General features: G+C 66.3%; 20 protein-coding genes. 13 read left to right on the top strand and 7 right to left on the bottom strand.

What is annotated here, in order from left to right; all coding sequences use genetic code 11:
- The 7 genes from XM50_RS06790 to XM50_RS06820 all read left to right on the top strand — a co-directional run.
- On the top strand, positions 1-887 hold an 887-nt coding region (locus tag XM50_RS06790; protein WP_046408490.1), incomplete at its 5' end, for a murein hydrolase activator EnvC family protein.
- 133 nt (positions 888-1020) lie between these two features.
- A complete protein-coding gene (locus tag XM50_RS06795) occupies positions 1021-2370 on the top strand; it encodes a S41 family peptidase (protein ID WP_046408492.1) in 1350 nt (449 codons plus the stop codon).
- Positions 2367-2849 (top strand): disulfide bond formation protein B, encoded by a 483-nt coding sequence (locus tag XM50_RS06800; protein ID WP_046408494.1) that lies wholly within the window; start codon positions 2367-2369, stop codon positions 2847-2849. The genes XM50_RS06795 and XM50_RS06800 overlap by 4 nt, the downstream gene beginning before the upstream one ends.
- Positions 2846-3379, top strand: a complete 534-nt coding sequence (locus tag XM50_RS06805) for a demethoxyubiquinone hydroxylase family protein (RefSeq protein ID WP_046408496.1) — start codon at positions 2846-2848, stop codon at positions 3377-3379. Before XM50_RS06800 ends, XM50_RS06805 begins: the two co-directional genes overlap by 4 nt.
- A 15-nt stretch (positions 3380-3394) precedes the next feature.
- Positions 3395-3925 (top strand): hypothetical protein, encoded by a 531-nt coding sequence (locus XM50_RS20475; protein ID WP_052742482.1) that lies wholly within the window; start codon positions 3395-3397, stop codon positions 3923-3925.
- 131 nt (positions 3926-4056) lie between these two features.
- On the top strand, positions 4057-4743 hold the full coding sequence (locus XM50_RS06815) for a DJ-1/PfpI family protein (RefSeq protein ID WP_231621888.1): 687 nt from the start codon (positions 4057-4059) through the stop codon (positions 4741-4743).
- Positions 4744-5007: 264 nt separating this feature from the next.
- A complete protein-coding gene (locus XM50_RS06820; protein WP_046408497.1) occupies positions 5008-5202 on the top strand; it encodes a hypothetical protein in 195 nt (64 codons plus the stop codon).
- Here XM50_RS06820 and welK read toward each other — a convergent pair.
- Positions 5162-6331, bottom strand: coding sequence for a beta-1,4-glucuronosyltransferase WelK (welK, locus tag XM50_RS06825; RefSeq protein WP_231621889.1), 1170 nt, complete (start codon positions 6329-6331; stop codon positions 5162-5164). The genes XM50_RS06820 and welK overlap by 41 nt on opposite strands.
- 242 nt (positions 6332-6573) lie before the next feature.
- Between welK and XM50_RS06830 the strand changes: the two genes are divergently transcribed.
- From XM50_RS06830 to XM50_RS06845, 4 genes are all read left to right on the top strand, one after another.
- The gene (locus XM50_RS06830; protein ID WP_046408499.1) at positions 6574-8277 is read left to right on the top strand and encodes a type I secretion system permease/ATPase; all 1704 of its coding nucleotides are present in this window, start codon (positions 6574-6576) and stop codon (positions 8275-8277) included.
- A 185-nt stretch (positions 8278-8462) separates the two neighbouring features.
- The gene (locus tag XM50_RS20970) at positions 8463-8975 is read left to right on the top strand and encodes a calcium-binding protein (RefSeq protein ID WP_082102827.1); all 513 of its coding nucleotides are present in this window, start codon (positions 8463-8465) and stop codon (positions 8973-8975) included.
- Positions 8976-9108: 133 nt separating this feature from the next.
- Complete coding sequence (locus tag XM50_RS19170) at positions 9109-10833, top strand: ATP-binding cassette domain-containing protein (RefSeq protein ID WP_082102829.1); 1725 nt, start codon at positions 9109-9111, stop codon at positions 10831-10833.
- Positions 10834-10835: 2 nt separating this feature from the next.
- Positions 10836-12167 (top strand): HlyD family type I secretion periplasmic adaptor subunit, encoded by a 1332-nt coding sequence (locus XM50_RS06845; protein WP_046408503.1) that lies wholly within the window; start codon positions 10836-10838, stop codon positions 12165-12167.
- A gap of 10 nt (positions 12168-12177) precedes the next feature.
- Here XM50_RS06845 and XM50_RS06850 read toward each other — a convergent pair whose 3' ends face one another.
- The 6 genes from XM50_RS06850 to XM50_RS06875 form a co-directional block, all read right to left on the bottom strand.
- Entirely contained in the window at positions 12178-13311 is a 1134-nt protein-coding gene (locus tag XM50_RS06850; protein ID WP_046408505.1) for an aspartyl protease family protein, read from the bottom strand.
- Positions 13312-13511: 200 nt separating this feature from the next.
- The gene (locus tag XM50_RS06855; RefSeq protein ID WP_046408507.1) at positions 13512-14366 is read right to left on the bottom strand and encodes an AAA family ATPase; all 855 of its coding nucleotides are present in this window, start codon (positions 14364-14366) and stop codon (positions 13512-13514) included.
- A gap of 84 nt (positions 14367-14450) precedes the next feature.
- The gene (locus XM50_RS06860) at positions 14451-15104 is read right to left on the bottom strand and encodes a DUF6975 family protein (RefSeq protein ID WP_125945513.1); all 654 of its coding nucleotides are present in this window, start codon (positions 15102-15104) and stop codon (positions 14451-14453) included.
- Positions 15105-15278: 174 nt separating this feature from the next.
- Positions 15279-17300, bottom strand: a complete 2022-nt coding sequence (gene rpoD / locus XM50_RS06865; protein WP_046408511.1) for an RNA polymerase sigma factor RpoD — start codon at positions 17298-17300, stop codon at positions 15279-15281.
- Positions 17300-19192 (bottom strand): DNA primase, encoded by a 1893-nt coding sequence (dnaG, locus tag XM50_RS06870; RefSeq protein WP_046408663.1) that lies wholly within the window; start codon positions 19190-19192, stop codon positions 17300-17302. Before dnaG ends, rpoD begins: the two co-directional genes overlap by 1 nt.
- Positions 19193-19255: 63 nt before the next feature.
- On the bottom strand, positions 19256-19708 hold the full coding sequence (locus tag XM50_RS06875) for a GatB/YqeY domain-containing protein (RefSeq protein ID WP_046408513.1): 453 nt from the start codon (positions 19706-19708) through the stop codon (positions 19256-19258).
- Positions 19709-19803: 95 nt separating this feature from the next.
- On the opposite strand from XM50_RS06875, the gene carA reads away from it, so the two are divergent.
- Positions 19804-20982 carry a glutamine-hydrolyzing carbamoyl-phosphate synthase small subunit gene (gene carA, locus XM50_RS06880; protein WP_046408515.1) on the top strand — a complete coding sequence of 393 codons (1179 nt, stop codon included), beginning with the start codon at positions 19804-19806 and terminating at the stop codon, positions 20980-20982.
- On the top strand, positions 20979-21278 hold the full coding sequence (locus tag XM50_RS06885; RefSeq protein WP_046408517.1) for a hypothetical protein: 300 nt from the start codon (positions 20979-20981) through the stop codon (positions 21276-21278). Before carA ends, XM50_RS06885 begins: the two co-directional genes overlap by 4 nt.
- Positions 21279-21290 lie beyond the last annotated feature (12 nt).

Genomic DNA, 21290 nt, shown 5'->3' on the forward strand with positions numbered 1-21290 from the left:
AGGCGCTGCTCGCCCGCCAGCGCGCGGAACTGGGGGAGCGGCAGCAGCCGGTCGCCCGGCTCGTCGCCGCGCTTGCCTCGCTCGCCCGCCGTCCCGCGGCGGCGGCGATCGTCCAGCCCGGCTCGGTCAGCGATCTGGTCCATGTCCGCGCGGTCCTGGGCAGCACCTTGCCCGCGGTGCGCCGCGACACGGCCGCGCTGCGCACCGATCTTGCCGAAACGCGAAAGCTGCGCGCCGACGCGACGCTCGCCACTGCCGCGCTCGACCAGAGCCGCACCGCGCTGCTCGGGGAACGGCAGCAACTCGCCGCGCTGCGCGCGAGCCACGCGGCGGCTGCGTTGCAATATAATCGCGACGCCTTGATCCAGTCCGATCGCGCCATCGCGATGGGGGAGGAGGCGCGCGACATCATCGATCGCATGGCTGCGATCGGCGAGACGCGCGCCACGCTCGGCACGCTCGCCGCCTTACCCCCGCCACCAGCTGCACCCGCCGCAAGCCCGTCACCACCGGCCCGCACCGCCGCCTATCGCCTGCCGGTCGCCGGCACGCTGGTGACCGGGCTTGGCGAGGTCTCCGAAAATGGCGTGCGCGCCCGCGGGCTGACGCTGGCGGTGCCGCGCGGCGCGGCGGTGGTCGCGCCGGCGGCCGGACAGGTGGTCTTTGCCCGCCCGTTCCGCCGCTTCGGCACGATCGTGGTGATCGATCACGGCGCCGGCTGGAACACGCTGGTCACCGGGCTGGGCACTGCCGGCGTGAAGCGCGGCAGCAATGTCGCGGCGGGGCAGGCGATCGGCCGCGCGCCGCGCACCGCGCCGACGCCGCAGATCACTGTGGAGCTGCGGCGACGCGGCCAGCCGGTCGACATCACGGCGCTGCTCGATTGATCGTTGAAATCGCCCGACATCCCCGCGTGATGCCGCGCGATGCTCAGCCTCCATTAAGCTGCCGGCGTGCTTTGCTCGCCGGCGTGAAAGCCGCTAAAGCCTGTCGATCCGGTACGCCCTAGGACGCACACCTATGAAGTTCCCGCTGCTTTCCGCCACTGCCCTGGTCGCGACGCTGGCGCTCGCACCCGTGACCACGGGGGCGATGGCGGCGGTGGATGCCAGTGCCTATCGCGAGATGGAACGCTTCATGGACGTGTATAATCGCGTCAAGGCGGACTATGTCGACAAGGTCACCGATGCGCAGCTGATCAAGGGCGCGATCGACGGCATGCTCGCCTCGCTTGATCCGCATTCGGGCTATGTCGACGCGGCCGATTACGAAAATCTGCGCATCGCGACCGAGGGGAATTACGGCGGCCTCGGCCTCACCGTCTCGCTGGAGGATGGCGCGGTGAAGGTCATCGCCCCGCAGGAGGATTCGCCCGCGTGGCGCGCCGGGATCAAGGCCGGCGACTATATCACCCACATTGATGGCAAGCTGATCTACGGCGGCTCGCTCGATGAGGCGGTGGCCCAGATGCGTGGCAAGCCGGGTTCGAAGCTGGCGATCACCATCGTCCGCCCCGGCCGCGACAAGCCGATGGAGCTGACGCTGACGCGCGAGCTGATCGTCCAGCGCCCGGTCAAATGGGAAGTGAAGGGCGATGTCGGCTATCTCAACATCAACACCTTCTCCGAAACCACTGGCGCGGATACGCGCGCCGCGATGGTCGCGATCGAAAAGGCGCTCGGCCGTCGTCCGCTCGGCTATGTCGTCGATCTTCGCTCCAACGGCGGCGGGCTGCTGACCCAGGCGATCGAGGTCGCCGACGTCTTCCTCGAGGGCGGCGAGGTCGTGTCGCAGCGCGGCCGTGAGAAGGGCGATATCGAGCGTTATTACGCCAAGCCCGGCGACATGGCGCACGGCCTGCCGATCATCGTGCTCACCGACAGCGGTACCGCCTCGGCGTCCGAGATCGTCGCCGGCGCGATCCAGGATCATCACCGCGGCCTCGTCATGGGCGAACGTACCTTCGGCAAGGGCTCGGTGCAGACGCTGCTTCAGATCGGGCCGACGACGGCGCTGCGCCTCACCACCGCGCGTTATTACACCCCGTCGGGCCGCTCGGTGCAGGAAGGGGGTATCGAACCCGATATCGCCGTGCCGCAGATCAGCGACCCCGATTACAAGTCGCGCCCGGTATTCCGCGAGGCGGATCTTCGCCGCCACCTCATCAATGAGGTGAAGGCCGACGACAAGATCCTCGAGGAAGATACGAAGGACGATCCGCGCTTCTCGGCGACGCCGGACGAACTGAAGAAGCAGGGCGTGGAGGACTTCCAGCTCTGGTACGCGCTGAAGACGATCGCGCGGCTCGGCGGCCCGCCGCAGGTCGCCGCCGTCACGGCATCGATGAAGAAGGATGTTGCGGCGAAGTGACCCAGTCGCAGACACGCGCGCGTCTGATCGCGCTGCTTTTGCCATTGTTGCTGCTGGCGGGTGCCTGGGGATCGCAACTGATCGGCGGGCTGGCCCCGTGCGAGATGTGTCACTGGCAACGCTGGCCGCATTATGCCGCAGTCGTCTGCGCGGCGTTCGCGTTCATCGTGCCGGGTCGCTCCAGCAAGGTGACGATGACGGCGGTGGCCGCGCTGCTGATCGCGCTCTCCGGCCTCATCGGCGTGTTCCACGCCGGCGTCGAATATCATTGGTGGCCCGGCATCACCGCCTGCTCGACGATGGCCGGGGGGGAGGGCGTGTCGACTGACGAGATGCTCCGCCGGATCCTCGCTGCGCCGGTCGTGCGGTGCGACGCGGCACAATGGACGTTGTTCGGCGTTTCCCTGGCTGGGTACAATGCCATCCTGTCGCTCGGTGGAGCCGCAGTGATCGGCGTCTTGATTGGAAAGGCACGATGAACTGGAAACCCGGTGATCGCCGGCGCGATACCAAGGCGATGATCCGCGTCGATCAGGCCGGTGAATTCGGCGCGACGCGCATTTACGCCGGGCAGCTCGCCATCATGGGCCACCGCTCGCCCGCCGCGCGCGAGATCGCGGGCATGGCGCTGCAGGAGGAACGCCACCGGCAGTTCTTCGACCGGCTGATCGCCGCGCGCGGCGTGCGGCCCACCTTGTTCCAGCCGTTCTGGGATGTCGCCGGCTTTGCGCTGGGCGCGGTCACGGCCGCGATCGGGCCGGAGGCCGCGATGGCCTGCACCGCAGCGGTCGAGACGGAAATCGACAAACATTATGCCGAGCAGCGGGTTGAGCTTGGCACGGACGATCCCGAACTCAGCGACGCGATCGCCGAATTCCAGGCGGAGGAGCTGGAACATCGCGACAAGGCGCTGGCCAGCGGCGCGGAGGATGCGCCGGCCTATCCGCTGCTGTCGGCGGTGATCCGCCTCGGCTGCCGCGCGGCGATCGCCACCGCCAAGCGGATCTGAAGGAGAGTTGGAGCGATGCGATTGATCGGAACGTCGGTGCTGGCCCTGCTGATCGCCAGCCCGCTGGCGGCCCAGACGGTACAGACGGCGCCGGTCGATGGCGCGCCCGCGTCGCCGCCCAAGGTCGTGATCGTACCCCCGCCGTCGAAGCCGGTGGCACTGCCCGGCGCGCCGCGCGCCAGCCGCCAGACCGTCTCGACCGAAACCGCGCGTGGCGCCCCGGTCAATGGCGTGCTCGTTCTCTACGGCAACGAACGCTGCCCGACGAACAGCAATGGCGAGGAAATCGTCGTCTGCCAGCGCCGCAGCGCGCAGGAGCAATTCCGCATCCCGCAGGAAGTGCGCACGCTCGAGGTGACGCCGGAGAACGAAAGCTGGGCGGCGCGTGAAAAGGGCAACCAGGACGTCGGCGCGGTCGGGGTCGGCTCGTGCAGCACGGTCGGCGCGGGCGGCGCGACGGGCTGTTTCGTCCAGAATGCCCGCCGGTCGAAGCGCGAGGCCCAGGCCCGCGAACAGGGCGCCAATCCGAACCTCGATCCCTTCTGATCGCATCTGGCCGGGGTGCGGCCGAATGCGGCCGATTGTCTCCAAAGGCGTCACGCAAACAGGCCGCCGGCACGACGATGGCGGCCGCTCATCACCCGGCATTCCGGCCGGATCAGGATAGGAGAGGCCCCTTGCGCGTCGCATTCCTGCTGTTCCCCAACGTCACCCAACTCGACCTCACCGGTCCCGCCCAGGTGCTCTCTCGACTCGGCGGCGATGCCCGTCTCGACCTCGTCTGGAAGACGCTGGACCCGGTCACCACCGACGCCGGTTTCTCGATCCTCCCGACCGCCACCTTCGCCGACGTCCCGACCGCGGACATCCTCTGCATACCCGGCGGGATCGGCGTCAATCAGGTCATCGCGGATGACGCCGCAATGGCGTGGGTCGAACAAATTGGCGCGTCTGCGCAATGGGTTACCAGCGTCTGCACCGGATCGATGATCCTCGGCGCGGCCGGTCTGCTCCGCGGCTATCGTGCCACCTCGCACTGGGCCTGGCGCGACCAGCTCGCCCTGTTCGGCGCCACCCCCGTCGCCGAACGCGTCGTCGTCGACCGCAACCGGGCGACCGGCGGCGGCGTCACTGCCGGCATCGATTTCGCTCTGACACTGACCGCCCTGCTGCGCGGCGAAGACCATGCCCGCGGCGTCCAGCTCGGCCTCGAATACAACCCCGCACCCCCCTTCGACGCCGGCACCCCGGCCAAGGCCGGCGAAGCGCTGGTCAGCGCCTTCGAAGCGCGCATGGAAAGGGCCGCGCCTGGCCGCCATGAAGAACTGCGCGATCTCGCCGCGACGCGCGGTTTTCGCTCGTGATCGCAACCGGATAGCCGAGAGCGTCACACGGGCATCAGGCTGGCCGCGATCGCGGAACGAGCGGGAAATCACTCGAAAGCAGCACATGTAATGGCCACTCCCCGGACGGAGAGAAGCCCGATGAGGAGCGACGCCGCGCCTCTGCCAACCGCTATCACCTGGATTGCGCTCCCTTCATTGCCGCTGCATGGCTCCGGCACAACAGCGAGGACACAGATGGACACTGGCACGGAGCAAGGGAGGGAAGGCCCCCAAGGCGCGCCGATGTCTTCGATCGTTGCCAAGCCACTCGTGGTACTGGGCGTGCTTTGCGTCGTGCCGCTCGCTGTCAGCGTCGCCACCGCCGGACGCTTGATGCGCGGCCAGTGGCGCGGTCTTGGCCGCGATGCCGTCGCCGTGGCGCGTGCCACGACCGCGGCTACCCGCGCGACGCTCGGCGCACTTGCGGACCGCCGCTGAAGCCTTGCTCCACTGATTTTCCACTCACCCCGCGTCGTTCCCGCGACCACCCGGTGAGCAACATGTCCAGATGCGCCTGCAGAGGGGCTGTATCGGTGGTTGCCATCCTGGCAGGGCGCGCGCGAACGCGGGACAGGGCAGTGGCCAGATCCTGCTCAGCATCCACCACTTCGATCAACCCGCGCGCGGCAAAGGCGGTGCAAATTTCCAGCTGGTGATCATCATAATGCTCGCCCAGCTCGAACAGACGCGGGACGGCAATGACACGGCACCCTTGTTGAAGAGCGGTGATCAGCGAACCGGTGCCGCCGTGGCAGATCACGATATCCGCGCGCTGGAGGATGCCTTGCACCGCGGGGAAGGGAATGGCCTCATGCACCTCCTCGATCGCGTCAGGTCGGGCGCTGCTATCGCCCACCTGCAGGATCACATGCTCTGGCAACAGCCCGTCCCTCTTCGCCGCCGCGACGAGGGTCACCAGCCGATCGAACGGCAAGGTCGCGCCGACCGTCGCGAACACGATCCGCTCCTTCGCGGGGCGCTCGTCATCGATCAGGCGCAGGGGGTCGAAGACCACCTGCGCGCCCCAGCCCTCCGCCGATGCGTGTGACTGGGCAATGCGCACATGCGCGAGTGGTCCCGCGATCCGCGCGAAGACGGATGGCGCGGTGAACCGGGCGAAACTGTCGATCAGGATGATGCGCGCGCCCGCCATGCGCGCAAACAGCAGCATGAAGAACATGGACCCCGCGCCCGTGGTGAGCACGGCCTCGGGCCGTTCGCGCAGGACGATCCGCAGCGATTGGCAGAGGTTGCGCACCGCGGCCGCGATCATGCGGAACGGGGCGCCGAGCCGCGCCTGACCAAGCGCGCAATGCGCAACGTACATCGTCCGATGTTGCGCGCCGATGGAGCGCCCTAGTGCGAGATCCTCGGTCACGAAGAAGAAGTCGTGCGCGTGCCAGACGGGCTCCAGATCCAGGATTTGCCGCACATGTCCGCCGCCGGAGGCGCACAGCGCCAGCTTCAGTGGCCGCGGCTCGGCGTCCGTGCCCGTGCCAGCCCGACCTCCCTTGCTGACAGGGGCGGCCGAGAGATCGGCGTCCAAGGCGGTGCGAAGCTGAAGCACGAGCGTAGTTCCCGGACTGCGCGGCCACGCCGGTCAGGGCGGCAGCGGCTGGTTCATGCCGCGTCATACCGCCCACCGCCGCTTCACTGCGCGGAGACCCGTCCGAAATGGCACCGTTAGTCTGCGCGCCGCGGGGTACGGCTGGTTACCATAGGGCGGCAAGGATGGCCGTGGCTGTCCCTTGGATCATTAATGAGCACCATTTCGGACGGGTGCGCGCGATGAGGAGGCGTACGGCCACGATGCTCCGGTCAGGTGGGCTGCTTAGTGATCCGCGCCTTTCGTCGCTCGCGCCCGTGCTTCGCCGCGCGCTGATTGGCATCGTGCTGAGCAGCGCGGTCCTGAACGTGCTGCTGCTCGCCGGCTCGATCTACATGATGCTGGTCTACGATTTCGTGCTGCCGGGACGCAGCCTTCCCACCCTGTTTGGCCTGCTGATGATGGTCATCGCGGCCTATGTGTTCCAAGGGATGCTGGACGCCCTGCGCGGGCATGTGCTGGTGCATCTCGCCAGCAATGTCGACGCGGCGCTGGAGTTGAAGGCGCATGATCTGGCGGTCACGCTTGCGCGCCTCAATCCGGCGCGGGACTCAGGTCAGCCGGTGCGCGACGTCGATCAGGTTCGCCAGTTCCTCGGCGGGAACGGGCCGACCGCGCTGGTCGATCTTCCATGGGTGTTCTTCTTCGTTGGCATCCTGTTCCTTCTGCATCCCTGGCTCGGCGCCACCGTGCTGGCGGGCGCTATCGTGCTCATCGCGCTCACCGTGGCGACGGAGTGGATCAGCAATTCGGCCACCGCGCAGTTGGTGCGGCTGAACCGCGATCGCCAACAGGCCATTGAGACGAGCCAGCGACACGCGGAGACGCTCTACGCCATGGGTATGGAGGGCCAGATGGGCACCCGCTGGCGTGCCGCCAACGGGGCCTATCGGCAGGCGCAGGTGCGGCTTGGCGGCAAGAGCAGCGTCCTCGTCACGTCGGGACGGATCTTCCGCATCTTCCTCCAGTCGGTGGTGCTGACCGTTGGCGCGTTGCTGGTGCTCAGCGGAAAGGCGAGCGGCGGCGTGATCTTCGCCAGCTCGATCCTGTCCGCCCGCGCGCTCGCCCCGATCGAACTCGCTATCGCCAATTGGCGCGGGTTTGTCGGCGCACGGCAAAGCTGGCAGCGGCTGGGCGACGTGATGGCATTTGGCGGGGAGGCACGCGCCGTACAGCCGCTGCCGCCCCCGCGCAGCACCATGTCCGTCGAGGCGCTGACCTTGGTTCCTCCCGGCGCGAGCGAGCCTACCGTGCGCCACGTCTCCTTCGTCGCCTATGCGGGGGAGGCGATCGCGATCATGGGGGCGAGCGGGGCGGGGAAGTCCACCTTGCTTCGCGGCATCGCTGGCACCTTGCCCCCCCTCGCTGGAGAGGTGCGGCTGGATGGCGCAACCATGACACAATGGCCGCGCGATCTGCTGGGACGGGAGATCGGATTTCTGCCGCAGAACGTGGAATTGCTTCCGGGCACCGTGGCGCAGAACATCGCCCGCTTCGACCCCGCAGCATCCGTGGATACGATCATTGCCGCTGCTCAGCAGGCCGGTGTCGACGAAATGATCCAGCAGCTGCCTGACGGTTATAATACCGACGTGGGAACCGACGGGCGCCGGCTGTCGGGTGGCCAGCGGCAGCGAATTGCCTTGGCGCGCGCTCTCCATGGAGATCCGTTCCTGATCCTGCTGGATGAGCCGAACGCCAATCTCGACCCGGTCGGAGAGGCCGCGCTTGTCGAGGCAGTGGCAGCGGCCACGGCCCGGGGCGCGGTTGTGATTGTGGTAGCGCACCGTCCCTCGATCCTGGCGGCGATCGATCACGTCCTGCTCATGAAGGAGGGGCGCGCCGTGGCATATGGTCCAAAACGGATTAATCTATCGCAAGTTTCTATGGACGCGCAAAGTGCTTGATGTGAAAAATGTCACTGTCCGTACTGGGAAGGGGCAAGGGCGGTGACGCACTATCCCTCCATTCCTGCGCCATCTCAACTATCAGCACCCTGTCCGTCGTGCTGAAAAAGGCGCGCCAATGATCGGAGTCGTTCCGAATATTGGGGGCAACACACGCCCAATGGCTTCTTTGCTAGGAGGGTACGATGGCAGACTATGTTTCGGGAACAGAAAACAGGGATGATATTTCTGCTACGCGCAATGACACGACTCTTGCCGGCAAGGGCGGGGACGACGTGCTGCGCGGCGGCCGAGGCGACGACATTCTGGTCGGCGGCGCGGGCAATGACCAACTGTACGGCGGCGCTGGTGCCGATCAGTTCCGCTTCTTCGGTAACCAGGTCGGTGGCGCGTCCGATGTGGACTCGATCTATGATCTGAACTTCGCGCAGGGCGACAAGCTGGTATTCGGTGAATACAATGGCTTGTTCGACACCGACGCGCCGGGCCTGAACGGCTTTGCCAACGGGGACTCGGCGATCATCACCAGCTTCGAGGGGCTGGCAGCAGCCTATGAAGCGTCGGGCGGCCGTATCACGTACAGCGGCAACGCGGCCTATGACCTGCTGATCATCAACTTCGAAACCGGCAACGGTTCGACCCAGACGCTGCGTATCAGCAATGGCTATGCGGCGTTCACCCAAGAGCTGTCGAGCTGATCAGGCTCGTCGTGCCGCAAGAGACAGGGGCGTCGCGCATGCGCGGCGTCCCTTCCCTGCGTGAATTCACCTCGCGATCGCGCGGTGCAGGCTCAACGCCCGAGCACCGGCGCTCTCTGGAAGGGCAGGGCGCATGATACGGCTGACGGCAGCCGACACGATCAGCAATCGGTCTGCTCACGAGCGTGTGGCGCTGGCTAAACGCAGGGCGATACCGGGTATTGCGATCCTTGGGCTCGCCTTGTCATTGCTGCCGGTCGGCTATGCTCTGTATCTGATGCTGCTGATCGACATCGCTCTTCCCGGGCGGAGCGGCAGCACGATTGTGGGCCTGCTCACCCTCGCGGCCGCCCTTGTCGTTCTCCACACGGTTCTTCTCGCCACGCGTCATCGGCTGTTCGCTCATCTTGCTGCCGCTTATGATCAGGCGGGCGGAATGACGGAGCGCCTCGATCCGATACGTAAAGCCCTGGTTGGGCCAGCGCTACCAGCGCTGATCGATACCGCGTGCATACCCGTGGCGCTGATCGTTCTGGCGCTTGTCGGCGGGCCCGTCGCGCTGGTGCCGCTCGCTGGCGCGATCGTGATCCTCCTCGTCCTCGCACCATCCGCTGGAAAGCTGGCGCGCGACCGCGATGCGGCGCGATCGGCCTACAGGCTGCGCGACGTGGAGGCGGCGCTGGGCCAGCCACGCCGCGCCCTTCTCGCCTTGCTTGGGTCGGGGCAGCACGCCAGCGCAACCGATGCTCGCCATCGGCGTCAGGTTTCGTCGGCGGAGCAGCTTGCCAGCTGGCACGAGGGGCATGCCGTGCGACTGGTCGGTCTCACCGCTACGCTGTTCCTGGCGGCGACGGCCGCAGCCGCCACTTGGCTGATGGCCTCCGATGCGGCGAGCCACGGCGCCTTCGCGGCAACCATGTTGCTGGCGACGCTGATCTTCTGGACGCTGCATCGTCTGGCGACTCATCTGGCAGTGCTGAGCGCCGCCAGGCAGGCGTGGCGCGCCTTCGAGGAGAGCGTCAACACAATCGAGGCACCCCGCACCCTCGTTCCCCTCCCGCCGCCCGTGCGCCGCCTTGAGGTGAGCAACGCTGCCCTGCCCGTACATGGTACGCGGCGGATGATGTTGCAGGAGGTCAGTTTCGCCGCGCAGGCGGGGGACGTGGTGGCCGTCATCGGCCCGGCGAATTGCGGCAAGTCCGTGCTGCTGAGGATGCTGGCAGGGCAGGTGCGTGCGGTTGCCGGCACCGTAAGGCTCGATGGCGCCACGCTGGACCAATGGGATGACGACGCTCGTTCGGCCCACATCGGCTATCTGCCCACCGTGCCCGAGCTGATGCCCGGGACAGTGGCGGCCAATATCGCCCGATTTGATCCCGCGGCCGACCCCGCTTTGGTCACGCGCGCCGCGTTGGCAGCTGGCGCTCATGATGCGATCGTCCGCTTGCCGAATGGCTACGATACGGAGCTTGCGCAGCACGATGCGCCCGCGCCGGCGCTGTCGGTGCAACATCGCATCGCGCTCGCACGCGCGCTGTACGGGGACCCGTTCCTCCTCCTGCTCGACAACCCCAGCGCCTTCCAGGATGGGGAGGGCAATGCTGCGCTACGCCGCTGTCTCGCTGGCGTGCAGGAACGCGGCGGGATCGCAATCGCGGTCGGGGATTCGGCCGCCATCATCGACAGCGCCAATCTGGTGCTCGTCCTTCGCAAGGGCGGCATGGCTGATTTCGGCACCAAGGAAGATGTCCGTGCCCGCATGGCCGAGCGTCAGCGGCGGGATGCCGAACGCCTTGCCCAGACGTCCGTATATGCCGAGCCACGGGTGGCTGATCCCGTCGTTGGCGACCGAGAGTGACCATGTCCAACCTAACGTTCAACCTTGCCGGTCCCCCGCTACATCTGGACGACCCGCAGCGCGCGCTCGACCGCAGCGTGCGTCACGCGATGATCCTGGCGGCGCTGCTGGTGGTTGTCGTCGCGCTCATGGCCTCGGTGATCCGGGTAACCGGGGCGGTGATGGGCAACGGCAAGCTGTCGGTCGAATCCAGCGTCAAGCAGGTAGCGCATCCATCCGGCGGGGTGGTGGCCCAGCTGTATGTCCGCGAGGGCGACCGCGTTCGCAAGGGCCGGCCGATCATGCGCTTCGACAATCGCGTCAGCGGCGACAGCGCAGCGTCGCTTGGCCAGTCGCTGGAGCAATTGCTCGCCTCGCAGGCCCGGCTGATCGCGGAGCGCGACGGTGAAGCGTCCATCCGCTTTCCGCCGGCTCTCGCCACGGCGAATACACCGACCGCGCTCGCAGCCAAGGATGAGGCTGGTCGCCAGTTCGCCGCGCGTCGCTCGCTTCGCCTGACGGAGCAGGAGGCAATCCGGGAGCGGATCGTCCAAGCGCAACAGGACGTCGCAGCGACAAGCGCCCAGTTGCAGGGCGCGGAGAACCAGCGCACCTTTCTCACCCCGGAGCTGGAGGCGCTGCGCGGCCTGTACGCACGTCAGCTCGTGACGGTTGCACGGGTCAACCAGCTGGAGCGCACCGCCGCCGAGCTGAACGGAACAATAGCCTCGCTGCGCGCGCGGATCGCCGAAAAGCGGGCGCGCATTGCCGAACTGCGGCAATCAGCCGTCGAGGCAGAGCGCAACGCCCGCGTACAGGCCGGCCAGGAGCTTGCCGTCGTCATGTCCCAGCTTGGCGACCAGCGCGTCCGCTCCATCGCCGCCAGCGATGCATCCGAGCGATCGTTGCTTCGCGCGCCTTATGACGGCGTGGTCAACAACCTGGCGTTCCAGACCGTGGGGGGCGTCGTGCCACCCGCCCAGACGATCATGGAGATCGTGCCCGATCGTGAGCCGTTGATTGTCGATGTGGCGGTCAGCCCGACGGACATCGACCAACTTCATATCGGCCAGCCCGCCGTTCTCCGTTTTGCCGCATTCAGCGCCCAGACGACGCCCGAGCTGACGGGCGAGTTGTTCTACATCGGCGCGGATCGAAAGAGTGATGAGCGCACCGGCGCGACCTTCTATGAAGCCCGGCTGCGGGTGCCGGAGTCGGAGGTGCAGAAGCTCGGCAATCTGAAGCTGAAGGTCGGCATGCCGGTGGAGGCCTATATGCAGACTGGACGACGCTCGCTGATGTCCTACTTGCTCAAACCGCTGGTGGATCAATTCAACCGCGCGTTCCGGCAGTAATCCCCGCGCCTCAATAGAATTCGCGCAGCGTCAGCATCCGCTCGCGTCCATCGCACAGGCCCAAGGCGACTGTGCGTCCCGGCTTGCCCGCGGACCAGGTCGCGAGCGGCAGGGTGCCATAGTTGCGCGGGACAGGCTGCCCGTCGATGCGGCAAATCATGTCGCCCTCCTGCCATCCGGATTCCGCCGCCGGGCTCCCGCGCATGACGTGCAGCACACGTAGACGATCGCGGTCGATCCCGAACAGCAGCCCGCTGGTGGAGCGCAGTGGCGGCGAATCAGCCTTGCGGCCGGGCGACAGGATCATGCGGCCCGCGCCCGGGTCCAGCAGGACGCGATAGTTCTGCAGAAATCCCGTCCCGATCCGGCCGGCGGCGTCGATCGACTCTGAAAACCCGCGCGGCGGCTCGATACGCACCTCGACATTGCGCGCGACCAACTCGCCGATCCGCAGGCTCGGCACGATGCCGATCGTGCTGGTGACGGTGCCCGCCAGACCGAAGGAAATCGTCGTCGTCGTGCGCACATTGTCGATCGCAGCCGCCTGCCAGCCTGACGAGGTTACCGTTATCGATGATCCATCCCCCGTATCGACGATCATCGGCCGCAGGTGCGTGGCGCCCATCGTGGCCTGGCTGACATAGACCATCCGATCGCGCGAGATGGAGAGCGGCGCGGTCCGGCCGCGGAACGGCAGTCGTCCGCTTGGCAGCAGTCGGAAACGGCGCGCCTCGAAGTCCATGTCGAGCGCATAGCGCGCGGTGAGGTCACGTCCGACGAGAAGGTCGACCGGCTCGGTACTGCCGGTTGCCAGCGCCGGCAGCGTCGCCACGGCAAGGCCGCCACCCTGCCGCGTCAGCGCGCCAAAGCTCACGTCCCGGGTCGCCGCCCAGCCGATCGGCACCAAACCACCGATGGCGCTCGCACTGCCGCCGGCCATGACCTTGAGCGCGGCTGCGTCGGCAAAGCGGCGCGACAGAACCGAATAGCTGACGCCGGTGTCGAGGATTGCGGTCGCCGGACGCCCATCGATCGTGAGCGAGAAACGCAGCTGGTTCCCCGGCGTGAAATCGAACGGCACCCAGCGGCTTTCAGCATCGGGCGCCAGAACGAACACGCCCTGAGGCTGCGCCGCCGGGGACATTACCGGCGCGCCAGACTCGACCGAAGGGGAAAGCGGGAGGGATCCCGCGCCAATGGCCTGGGAGGCCGCCGTTGCGGCGATCGACAGGATCAGGGACACAGGCTGGCGTAGCGACCCCAAACGCGGGTGCCTATCCGGAAATTGCGCGACGGGTCTGATGGAAGAGCGGCCGCCCCGCCGGTCCGGCGGGGCGAACCTCCTCAGCCCTTGTTCGCCTGGCGCTTGGCCATGAAGGCAAGCCGTTCGAACAGCATCACATCCTGTTCGTTCTTCAGCAGCGCGCCGTGCAGTGGCGGGATCGCCTTGGTCGGGTCGCGGTTCTGCAGCACCTCGAGCGGCATGTCCTCGTGCAGCAGCAGCTTCAGCCAGTCGAGGAGCTCGCTGGTCGACGGCTTCTTCTTCAGGCCCGGAACGTCGCGGACGTCGTAGAAGATGTCGAGTGCCTTCGACACCAGCATCCGCTGGATGCCGGGGAAGTGTACGTCGATGATCGCCTGCATCGTCTCGCGATCAGGAAATTTGATATAATGGAAGAAGCAGCGGCGCAGGAATGCGTCGGGCAGTTCCTTCTCATTGTTGGACGTGATCACCACGATCGGGCGCTCGACCGCGCGTACGGTTTCCTTCGTCTCGTAGACATGGAATTCCATGCGATCGAGTTCTTGCAGAAGATCGTTCGGGAATTCGATGTCCGCCTTGTCGATCTCGTCGATCAGCAACACCGGAAGCTGGGGCGCGGTGAACGCTTCCCACAGCTTGCCCTTGCGGATGTAGTTGGAGATGTCGTGAACCCGCTCGTCGCCGAGCTGGCCATCACGCAGGCGCGCCACCGCGTCATATTCATACAGGCCCTGCTGCGCCTTGGTGGTGGATTTCACGTTCCACTCGATCAGGGGTGCGCCGGTCGCCTTCGCGATTTCATAGGCAAGGACGGTTTTTCCGGTGCCCGGCTCGCCCTTCACGAGCAGCGGCCGGCGAAGCGCCACGGCCGCGTTGACCGCAACCTTCAAATCATCGGTTGCGACGTAGCTCTGCGTGCCCTCGAAGCGCTTCATGCCCTCATCCCGTCTTGTTCGACTATCGGGTATGGCGATGCGGGAATTTTCGGGCGGGTGCAAGACGCTTGCCGTGCTGCGCGGTCAAAGCGCGTTGCGTGCCTCCATCCGCGCGGCCAGCAACTGCCACAGGCCGCGATGCTGGAGCGCCAGCTGCTGCGCGCCGAACGACAGCGCGCGAGCAGGCGCCGGCTTCTGAGCGATCGTCGCGGCGGCCGCGATGATGTCCTCCTGCGGCGGAATAGCCGCGGCCAGCAACACCATTTCCGCGCAACAGGCCGCGACGCCCAGCACGTTCCTGATCGCGTGCCAGTCGAGCAGCAAGGCAAGAGCAGCTCCCACCGCGCAGCCCGCCCGTTCAGACGAAGCGAGGGTAGTCAGGGCATGGTGCTGGCCAGTGAGGGCCGCCTCCGCCTGCGCCGCGCGCGGCGTGGACGGGCGTGGGCCGATCGCGGCCGTCAGCGCGGCTAGCAGGTGCCGCTCCTCATCGAAGCCGATCGCAGCAACGCGCAACCAGTCGCGGAGCGGCGCCGCGCCATTCGCATGTATTGCGCGCTCGACGAGGCTGGGCGCGCTGCCATGTAGCGCGCAGAGCGCATGGACTGCATCAGCCAGGTCGCGCACGGCGCCATCGCCATCGACCAGCGCGGCGACATGGGCGCAACCCGCTGTACCGTCTGCCGCCACGATGGCGTCAAGCGCGTGACGGGTCGATGCAAAGCCCGCGTTGGGAGTCACCAAAACATACCTTCCGACGAGTTGCGCCGGAGGATCGCAAAACAAGGTAAAGACGCGGTTAAGCGCCATCGATCAACGTTGGCTGCATTTCCGTGCCGATGATCGTAGCGCAGTGGGCCATCGGGGCTGCAAACAGAACGGGCGGGAAGATCGCTCTTCCCGCCCGCTGGATCCTCACTGGTCGAGGAAGCTGCGCATCTTGCGGCTTCGGCTCGGGTGCTTCAGCTTGCGAAGCGCCTTGGCCTCGATCTGGCGGATGCGCTCGCGCGTCACGCTGAACTGCTGGCCGACTTCCTCCAGCGTGTGGTCGGTGTTCATGCCGATGCCAAAGCGCATGCGCAGCACGCGCTCCTCACGCGGCGTGAGGCTGGCAAGGACGCGGGTGACCGTTTCCTTCAGGTTCGCCTGAATCGCGGCGTCCACCGGTATGACGGCGTTCTTGTCCTCGATGAAATCGCCCAGGTGGCTGTCTTCCTCGTCGCCGATCGGCGTTTCGAGGGAGATCGGCTCCTTGGCGATCTTCATCACCTTGCGCACCTTCTCCAGCGGCATGGAAAGGCGCTCGGCCATTTCCTCCGGGGTCGGCTCGCGGCCCTGCTCGTGCAGGAACTGACGGCTGGTGCGAACCAGCTTGTTGATCGTCTCGATCATGTGGACCGGGATACGGATCGTGCGCGCCTGGTCCGCGATCGAGCGGGTGATCGCCTGCCGGATCCACCATGTGGCATAGGTGGAGAACTTGTAGCCCCGGCGATACTCGAACTTGTCCACCGCCTTCATCAGGCCGATGTTGCCCTCCTGGATGAGATCCAGGAACTGCAGGCCGCGGTTGGTGTACTTCTTCGCGATGGAGATCACGAGGCGCAGGTTCGCCTCGACCATCTCTTTCTTGGCGATACGCGCCTCGCGCTCGCCCTTCTGCACCATGTTCACGATGCGGCGGAACTCGCCGAGCGCCATGCCGGTCTGCTGCGAGATCTCGGCGATCTCGCTGCGGATACGCTCGACGGCGGCCGCTTCGTTGGTGGCGAAGGCGGTCCACTTCTTGTCGAGGCCGTTCACCGTCGCCAGGAACGTATCGTCCAGCTCATGGCCCATGTAGCGATCGAGGAAGTCCTTGCGGCTTACCTTGTGCCGCTCGGCAAGACGCAGCATCTGCCCGCCCAGCGCGGTCAAACGCCGGTTGTAGCTGTACAGCTGATCGACCAGATACTCGATCTTGGCGTTGTGGAACTGGACGCTCTCGACCTCGGCCGTCAGCTCCTCGCGCAGCTTCTGATACTTGCGCTCGTCCGCCGCGGTCAGCTCGGTCCCGCCGCCCATGGCGTCGAGCCGGCCCTGCTGCATCTTCGAGAATTTCTTGTAGATCGACGTGATGTTGGCGAACTTCTCAAGCGCCATCGGCTTGAGCGTTTCCTCCATCTGCGCGAGGCTGAGGGTATTGTCCTCTTCCTCCTCGTCCGACGCGCGCGGCGTGCGACGCTCGGTCATGTCATCGTCGTCGTCCGACGATGCTTCCTCCGGCTCGTCCTCTTCCTTGAACGAGGTGCCAGCGGTCTTCTCGCTGATCTCGCCATTGTCGTCCTCGGCACCCTCGACCTGCTCGGCCGACGGACCCTTGGACAGCATCGCGTCGAGATCGATGATCTCGCGCAGCTGCATCGTGCCTTCGTTCAGCTGGGTGGACCAGTCGATGATCGCGTTGAAGGTGATCGGCGACTCGCACAGGCCCATGATCATCGTGTCACGGCCAGCTTCGATACGCTTGGCGATCGCGATCTCGCCCTCGCGGCTGAGCAGCTCAACGGCGCCCATCTCGCGCAGGTACATGCGCACCGGATCATCGGTGCGGTCGACCGTTTCCTTCTTCTTCTCGACGGCGGGCGCGGTGCCCTGGTCGACGTCGACGGATTCGACCTCGTCCTCCGGCTGCTCCTGCTCGTCGCCGTCCTCGCCGGCTTCCTCGTTCTCGACGATGTTGACGCCCATTTCGTTGAGCGCGGACATCACGTCCTCGAGCTGGTCGCTGGACATCTGGTCCTGCGGCAGGGCGGCGTTCAGCTCATCATAGGTGATGTACCCGCGCTTCTTGGCGCGAGCGATCAGCTTTTTGACGTCCGCGTCGTTCAGGTCGATCAGCGGGGCATCAGCCAGTTCAACACCGTCTTCTGCACCGCTACCGTTAACCTTCGCCATCAATCGTCCTCGGAATCAAAAGCGCGGGCGTCTTCGTTCGACTGAACGAGATTTGCAAGCCGAAGCTCCAGCGCCTGTTTTTCTTTCACCAACGCCACCTGTCGCTGGAACGCCTCGTCGGTGAAGCGCGCCTGCATGGCGGACGTTGCATCAGCCAGTGCCGCATCCACTTCAGGCTGCGTCACCAGGATCGCGATCGCTTCGTCCAGGTCTTCCCGGGCGCGCGACGCATCCCCCGTCGGCTGCGTAAAGGAATAAGGCATTGTATCTGCTCTCAGCAGGTCACGGGCGACTGCTTCGAAACCGCTGTTCCGCAATATGGTGACGAGGCGGGCGCTATCAAGCTCCCGATCCTCAAGCGCAACATCGACCACTGCCTCAAACAATCGGCCAAGCGCGCCGTCGGCCATGCGCAGCGATCCCAGCACTTCCATATGGCGCGCGATTTCGGCCGGGTGGCGGATCAGCCCGGCGAGCACGGCTTTGGCCAGCACCCGGTCGATCCCGGCCGCCCGAAACGCCTTGGCGTCGTCCGTGACGGGCAGGGGCGGGGGCGTCCATTTCTGTCCTGGTCGCCGGGGGGTGAATGGCTGCCGGGGTTCAAAGCTGCGGCCGCGCTCGAACGGGCGGCGGGTCTGCCCGAACTGCTCGTCGTAGCGGCGGCGAAACTCTGCCTGATACTCCGATCGTACCACCGGATCACCGATGGTCTTGGCCAGTTCAGCCATGCGGGCGCGAAAGCCGGCGCGCTGCTCGGGGGTCGTGAGCGGCTCGGCCGCGACTTCATGCGCCCACAACCGGTCGACCAGCGGCGTTGCTTCACGCACCAGCGCCTCGAACGCGCCGGCGCCCTTGGCACGGATCAGGTCGTCGGGATCCTGACCCTCCGGCAAGGTGACGAATTGGAGGCTGCGACCGGGGGCGAGCAGCGGCATCGCGCGGTGCGCGGCACGGATCGCGGCCTTCTGCCCGGCATTGTCCCCGTCGAGGCAAAGCGTCGGCACGTCGACGATCCGCCACAGTCGCTCCAACTGATGCTCGGTCAGCGCGGTGCCGAGCGGCGCGACCACTTCCCCGATCCCGGCCTGCGCAAGGGCAATCGCATCCATATAGCCCTCCACCACCAGCACGCAGTCCGCCTTGCGCGCGGCGGGCAGAGCGCGATCGAGGTTGTAGAGCGTGCGCCCCTTGTCGAAGAGCGGCGTGTCGGGGGAGTTCAGATATTTCGGCTCACCATCGCCGATGATCCGCCCGCCAAAGGCGATCACGCGCCCGCGCGCATCGCGAATCGGGATCATCAGCCGACCGCGGAACCGGTCATAGGGTTCCTTGCCCTCCACGCTGATCAGCAATCCCGCCTCGATCAGCATGGCGTCGCCGAACTGCTTCAGCGCCGCGCGCAGCTTGCCGCGGGCGTCTGGCGCGAATCCAAACGCGAAATTGCGCCGGGTCGCATCCGAAATCCCGCGCTTGTCGAGCAGTGCGCGCGCCGCGGAGCCCTCGATCCCGTCAAGCTGCTGGCGAAACCACTCCGCCGCCGCGGTCATCACGTCGTGGAGCGAGTTCGCCTTCTCGGCCCGCGCCGCGGCGCGTTTGTCAGGGGCGGGCATCTCCATGCCCGCCGCCTGCGCCAGCTCCTTGACCGCATCGATGAAGGGCAGGCCCCGCTGGTCGGTCATCCAGCGAATCGCATCGCCATGCGCCGAGCAGCCGAAGCAGTGATAGAAGCCCTTGTCGTCGTTGACGTAGAAGCTGGGCGTCTTCTCGTTATGAAACGGGCAGCAGCCTTTGTGCTCACGCCCCGCCTTGGCGAGCTTGGTTGTCTTGCCGATCAGCGCGGACAGCGACGTGCGCGCGCGCAGTTCGTCAAGAAAGGCGGGGGTCAGCGACATGGTGTTGCTCGTGAAGACATGCGCTTCCAAAAACCTTCCCGCAAGCGGGAGGGGCGTTCAGAGTTAAGCCAGAGCCGCCTTCACGAGGCCGCTCGCCTTGGACATGTCGAGCACGGTGCCGTGCCGCGCCTTCAGTTCGGCCATCACCCGGCCCATGTCCTTCATCCCGGCGGCGCCGATATCGGCCTTGATCGCCTCGATCGCGGCGGTCGTCTCCGCTTCGTCCATCTGCTTGGGCAGGAAGCGATCGATCACCGCCACTTCGGCCTCTTCGGCCTTGGCCAGTTCCTCTCGCCCGCCGTTGCGGAACATCTGGATCGACTCGGTGCGCTGCTTCTTCATCTTCTGCAGCACTTCGACCACCAGCGCGTCGTCGTCCGGCGCGTTGGACTGGGTGCGCGCTTCGATGTCGCGATTCTTGATCGCGGCCTGGATCAGGCCGATCGCGGCGCGGGTTTCCTTGTCGCCGGCCTTCATGGCAGCGATCTGGGCTTGCTTGATATCGTCTCGAATCATGGTTCCTTAGGCCATATCAGATTGACGTGGCGGAGGGGCGAGTTTAGCGCGCCCCACTTAACGTACATCGCCGCTTACCAGGAGTGCCCGCCACCATGGCAGACGCAATACCCACGCACGCGCCTCAGCCCGATGGGGCCACAGGTGTCCTCGTTCTGGCAACGGGCGATGTGCTGTGGGGCCGTGGATTCGGTGCCGAGGGACAGGCCGTTGGCGAGGTGTGCTTCCACACCGCGATGACCGGCTATCAAGAAATCATGACGGACCCGAGCTTCGCTGGGCAGATCATCACCTTCACCTTTCCGCATATCGGCAATGTCGGTGCGAACCCCGATGACGTCGAGGCGGATGAGCCGCATGCGCTGGGCATGATCGTGCGCGAGGATCCGACCGCACCGTCCAACTTCCGCGCCGCCGAGAATCTCGAAGTCTGGATGAAGCGGCACGCGCGCATCGGCCTCGCCGGCATCGACACGCGCGCGCTGACCCGGCGCATTCGGGCCGGGGGTGCGCCGAATGGTGTCGTCGCCCATGCCGCAGATGGCCGATTTGATCTCGATCTGCTGCTGAGGATGGCGCGCGAATGGCCGGGGCTCGAGGGCATGGACCTCGCCAGGGAAGTGACCCGCGAAACGCACGGCACCTGGGGTGCGGATCGCGCCGGCGGTATCTGGCGCATCGGCTTCGGTTATGACGGCGCCGAGGGTGAGGATCGCCCACACGTCGTGGCGATCGATTACGGCAGCAAGCACAACATCTTCCGCAACCTTGTTCAGGCGGGCGCGAAGGTATCGGTGGTGCCGGCGGAAGCCGACTTCGACACGATCATGGCGCTTAACCCCGACGGCATCTTCCTGTCGAATGGCCCGGGAGATCCCGCCGCGACTGGCGAATATGCCGTTCCGGTGATCCAGAAGCTGCTCGACACCGGCAAGCCGCTATTCGGCATCTGCCTTGGCCACCAGCTGCTCGGCCTCGCGGTTGGGGCACGCACGACCAAGATGTTCCAGGGGCACCGCGGCGCGAACCATCCGGTGAAGCGCCTCGCCGACGGCGCGGTCGAGATCACCAGCATGAACCACGGCTTCTCGGTGGAGCGTGAAAGCCTTCCGGCGAACGCTCGCGAGACGCATGTGTCGCTGTTCGATGGCAGCAATGCCGGACTGGAGCTGACCGACAAGCCCGCGTTCAGCGTGCAATATCACCCCGAGGCGAGCCCGGGGCCGCAAGACAGCTTCTACCTGTTCGAACGGTTCGTGGGTTCGCTGCGTTGATCACGCGGGGCCAGCTTGCTGCCCCGGTGCTGACCCTCGCTTTGGCCGCCTGTTCGCAGGCTGCGCCGGCGAACCAGCACCAGTTGCAGGCGCGGCTTTCCTCCATCCCCAATACATGCGGGGTGGCGACAGCGCGGCTGAAGGCGACATCGGCCTCGAACGTGACGATGGAATTGCCGGGCGACATGCCAGCTGCGGAGGCCGAACAGGCCGCCGCCTGCATCGCCGCCGAAGTGAAGAAGATTTCGGGAGCCAGCCTCACGCCGATCGGCGCGGGGGCGGGGGCCGCCGAGTAAGGACCAAGAGAG

The sequence above is a fragment of the Sphingomonas sp. Ag1 genome (genome assembly GCF_000980895.1).
GTDB lineage: Bacteria > Pseudomonadota > Alphaproteobacteria > Sphingomonadales > Sphingomonadaceae > Sphingomonas > Sphingomonas panaciterrae.